This window comes from Thalassospira sp. UBA1131 (genome assembly GCF_002311515.1).
In the GTDB taxonomy this organism is placed as follows: domain Bacteria; phylum Pseudomonadota; class Alphaproteobacteria; order Rhodospirillales; family Thalassospiraceae; genus Thalassospira.
Map to the genome: position 1 here is coordinate 6,707 of NZ_DCAO01000135.1, position 4,926 is coordinate 11,632.

Sequence of the window (4,926 nt, forward strand, 5' to 3'; positions counted from 1 at the left end):
ACGATCTCGATGAAGTCGAGGAAGAAGCCCATGACGAACATCAGCAACATCACGACCAGCATCGCACTGAACACACCACCCGGAAGGTTGTGCAGCAATTCTTCGACCAGATGGTCACCACCCAGACCACGGAACACCAGCGAGAACACCGACGCACCCAGCAGGATGACAAACACCATCGCACTAACCTGAACCGTCTGGCGCACCACATGGCGCAGCACAGGCATATCAAGACGGCGATAGAACGCAGCCAGAATGGTCGCACCGACTGAACCGAATGCCGCGGATTCCGTCGGCGTTGCAATCCCGGTCAGGATTGAGCCCAGAACCGCCACAATCAGCAACGCCGGCGGCAGCAATGCGCGCAGTACTTCACCCCAAAGGCCCGCCGGGCGTTTGCCTTCGACCAGTGCGGGTGCTGAGTCCGGATCAATCAGGGATTTGATGATGATCCAGCCGATATAAAGCCCAACCAGCATAATTCCCGGAATGAAGGCACCGGCAAACAGATCCATCACCGAAATCGGTTCCGGTGCCCAGTTGCCCAGCGCGCGCTGCGCTTCGGCATAGGCGCCTTGCAGGATATCACCCAGCAGAACCAGAACGATCGACGGCGGAATGATCTGCCCCAGCGTACCCGATGCACAGATCACACCGGTCGACAATTTCGGATCATAACCGGCTTTTTGCATCGCCGGCAGGCTGAGCAAGCCCATGGTCACAACCGTCGCACCGACAATACCGGTGGATGCTGCAAGCAACATACCGACGATCACGACTGAAATACCAAGGCCACCACGCATGGTGCCAAACAGCATGCCCATGGTGGTCAGAAGCTTCTCGGCGATCCGTGCGCGTTCCAGCATGACACCCATGAACACGAACAACGGGATCGCAACATAAAGCTCGTTGGTCATCACACCAAAATAGCGTGACGGCAAAGAGCCCAGAAGCGGCATATCGAATGTGCCCATGGCGTTGCCAATAAGCGCAAAAGCAAGACCGGTGCCCGCAAGTGAGAAAGCAACCGGAAAACCAAGAAGAAGCACGCCGCAAGCTACGGCGAACATCACCAGGCTAAGAATTTCCCCCGTCATCAGACGCCCTCGTGCTCTTCTTCTTTGATTTCAAACTCTTTGTGACCGGTCAGAACCAGAACACTGCGCGCTGCCAAAGACAGCCCCTGCAGCAGCATCAGGACACCAAAGACCAAAATCACAGACTTATACAGGAACAATCCCGGAAGCCCGCCGGTTTCATGCGATCCTTCCAGACGGTGCCAGCTCGTGACAACGTAAGGATAGCTGTACATCAGGATCATGATAACCACTGGCGCAAGCAGGAACAGGGAACCAAAAAGGTCTACCCATGCCTTGTAGCGCGCAGATGCCGGACGATAGAAAACGTCAACACGCACATGCCCCCCATGCAGCAGCGTGTAACCCGCGCCGACCATAAACATGATACCGTAAAGCCACATATAGCTTTCCTGCATCGACACCCAGCCGACCGCAAAGCCATAACGCAACGTTGCCACCAAAAACGTGATCACCACCATGGGGATCACCAGCCAGGCTACTCCGCGTCCGATCCAGTCATTAAGACTGTCGACGGCGCGGACGAAATTTCCCAGAAATCTCACTTTTCACTCCCAAGCCCTTTTTTGAATCTCACAGGAAAATTGCGGGCTTCCTGTTAAACAGGTTGGGAAGTTACAGATTAACCACCGAAAACGCTATATCTTTTGCACCGAATTTCGGCCATTTCTGCCGGGAAATGCAACAAATCACAGGCAGTGCATCAATTTTCGTCATTCAGGCAAAGAAAAAGCCGGATGGCTTGGCACCACCCGGCTTTTATCAAGGCGTTTTTACACCCGTTATTCAAACTTGTTGGACCGCGGGAAGCCATTTGGCGGCAGGCGCCCTGCCCCGGCCCGTTTGCCAATCCATTCGGCCAGCTCGGTCACAGTCCGGGTACGACCTTCGCTGCCGCCCATAGTCCAGCTGAGACCTTCTTCAAGGTTAAACAGGATAAGGTCCGAAAGACCGCCCTGACGGTATTTCTGCAGGATCACACCGCGACCACGCGTCATTTCCGGAATTTCCGAAACCGGATAAATCAGCAACTTGCGGTTATCGCCCAGAACGGCAACATGATCTTGCTCAACCGGCAGGAAGATCTTGGCAACTTCACCAGTTCCAAGGTTAAGCACCTGTTTGCCGTTTTTGGTCTGCGCAACCACTTCTTTCTCGGCAACCAGGAAGCCGCGTCCACCAGAACTTGCCACCAGAAGGTTACGGCCTTCCTTGTGCACCACCATCGAAACAATGTCATGTTCCTGCGGCAGGTCGATGGAAAGACGGATCGGCTCCCCATGGCCACGCCCGCCCGGCAGTTTGTCACACGACATGGTGTAACAACGCCCGGCCGTCGACAGAATCAGAAGCTTGTCAGTGGTGAATGCCTTCAGCGCAAAGCGATGCTCGTCACCATCCTTGAACTTCAGATCGCTGATATCGGCGACATGGCCCTTCAGCGCACGCACCCAGCCCATTTTCGAACAGATCACCGTAATCGGTTCACGTTCGATCAATGCTTCCAGCGGAACTTCGATTTCTTCCGGTGCATCGCCAATCTCGGTGCGGCGTTTGCCAATGGCAGTCTTCTTGCCAAAGTTTTCACGCATCACCTCGATCTCGTCGCGGATTTTCTCCCAACGCAGGCTCTCGCTCGCAAGAAGCGCTTCAAGGCCCTGCTTTTCTTCGGTCAGTTTGGCATGCTCGTTCTTGATTTCCATCTCTTCGAGCTTGCGCAAAGACCGCAGACGCATGTTAAGGATCGCATCGGCCTGCACTTCGGTCAGGTCAAACGCCTTCATCAACGCGTTTTTCGGCTCATCCTCATAACGAATGATCCGGATCACTTCATCAAGGTTCAGATAGGCAACAAGATAGCCTTCCAACACCTCAAGACGATGATTGATCTTGGCCAACCGATGGTTGGAACGACGGATCAGAACATCCTGACGATGTGCCAGGAATGCGCGCAGAACTTCGCGCAGATTCATCACACGTGGCGTGTTGTCGCCGTCCAGAACGTTCATGTTCAAGCCAAAACGGATTTCCAGTTCGGTATTCTTGAACAGCATTTCCATCAGGTGTTCCGGTTCAACCGCGCGGGTACGCGGTTCCAGAACCAGACGAATGATATCGGTCGACTCATCACGCACATCGTTCAGAAGCGGCAATTTCTTTGCCACCATCAGATCGGCGATACGTTCAACCAGCTTGGCTTTCTGAACCTGATAGGGAATCTCGGTAATCACGACCTGATAAAGACCGTGGCTAAGCTTCTCGACTTCCCATTTCGCACGCAGGCGGAATGATCCACGCCCGGTCGCATAGGCTTCCAGAATGTTTTCACGCGGCTCGACAAGAACACCACCGGTCGGGAAATCCGGCCCCGGCACGCAACGCACAAGCTGCGCAATCGAGGTTTCCGGATCATCAATCAGTTTGATCAGGGCCGTGCAAAGCTCGCCGGCATTATGCGGCGGGATGTTCGTCGCCATACCCACGGCAATACCCGAGGCCCCATTGGCCAAAAGGTTCGGGAAAGCAGCCGGCATCACAACCGGTTCTTTTTCCTCGCCATCATAGGTCGGGCGAAAATCAACGGCATCTTCGTCAAGGCCATCCATCAACGCCGCGGCAACCGCCGTCATGCGGGCCTCGGTGTAACGCATTGCCGCGGCGTTATCGCCGTCAATGTTGCCGAAGTTGCCCTGACCATCAACAAGCGGATAACGAACCGCAAAATCCTGTGCCAGACGTACCAGCGCGTCATAGACCGACTGATCACCATGCGGGTGATATTTACCGATCACGTCACCGACAACACGCGCACATTTCTTGAACCCCTGTTCCGGGTTCAGTTTAAGCTGACGCATGGCGTAAAGAAGACGACGATGCACTGGCTTAAGGCCATCACGCACATCAGGCAGGGAACGCGACATGATTGTCGACATCGCATAGGCGAGATATCGTTCGCTCAGCGCGTCTGCAAGCCGGGTTTCCCGGATTTGTCCGGCACTGGCCGGATCGGAAGTCTTGGTGCTCATGAACGATTTTTCTTGTTGCTTGTCAAAATGGACATGTGCAAGTGCGTTCGGACCCGAACACCTTACGTTATTGGCAACATACTACGCCGGGCATGGTCTTGGTCAACATATGGCGCGCAAATTGACTAATTTATTTTTCTGATCCGATATCCGTGCGCCAGACATGGCTGACAAGACGGTCCCGCGCAGCAACAGGTTTGATACCTTTTGCCTCGAAAATATCGCGGTGAATGAAAAATCCGGTCAGTTTCAGACCATCGCGCAATTGTTCTATTAAAGACATTTCCTTGCGCGATTGAGACGCCCGACCGGCGGCAAGAAAGGCCGGCAACGGCAACATCCGGTCACGATACGCCTGCCCGGATGCCTCGCCAACCGCACGGCCGCTTTTGGGGGATACAAAGGCAAGGTTTTCGGTCTCGTTGGTCGCGGCACATCGATCCAGTGCCAAGCCGTAACCGAGCTCTTCCAGTAACCCGACTTCCCAACGGATATAGGCAGGCAACCATTGCTCGGACTTAAGGGCCGAAATCAACGCGACGGTCCCGCGATACAGATCCGGATGGGCTTCGCGTTCCGGAAGTGTTGCATCAAGCATCGCACAGGCCGAACTCATCGCCATCAAGGGGCCAGCATGCAACAAAAGGTCTGCGGCATGCGCCCCGGTCAGTTCACAGCGAAATTGCCCCAGATGTTCGGCCAGCCGGGCAGACCACCCCACCCGGATTTCATTGCCGGGTTCAAGTGTGCCACGCATGGATTTACTGGTAGCACCCCGCACCAGACCGGCATGGCGGCCATAA

At 54.8% G+C, this 4,926-nt stretch carries 3 protein-coding genes and 1 pseudogene (1 of these 4 running past the window's edge); all 4 read right to left on the reverse strand.

Annotation, left to right across the window (positions count from 1 at the left end; all coding sequences use genetic code 11):
- A partial coding sequence (locus tag B3Z49_RS21965; RefSeq protein ID WP_296994994.1) for a TRAP transporter large permease occupies positions 1–1,097 on the reverse strand: 1,097 nt, incomplete at its 3' end.
- Positions 1,097–1,642, reverse strand: coding sequence for a TRAP transporter small permease subunit (locus B3Z49_RS21970; protein ID WP_064781455.1), 546 nt, complete (start codon positions 1,640–1,642; stop codon positions 1,097–1,099). The genes B3Z49_RS21965 and B3Z49_RS21970, both read right to left, overlap by 1 nt.
- Before the next feature lie 237 nt (positions 1,643–1,879).
- Positions 1,880–4,123, reverse strand: a complete 2,244-nt coding sequence (gene parC / locus B3Z49_RS21975) for a DNA topoisomerase IV subunit A (RefSeq protein ID WP_008891140.1) — start codon at positions 4,121–4,123, stop codon at positions 1,880–1,882.
- A 130-nt stretch (positions 4,124–4,253) separates the two neighbouring features.
- Positions 4,254–4,926, reverse strand: a pseudogene (gene recO / locus B3Z49_RS21980) (DNA repair protein RecO); it runs 32 nt beyond the window's last position.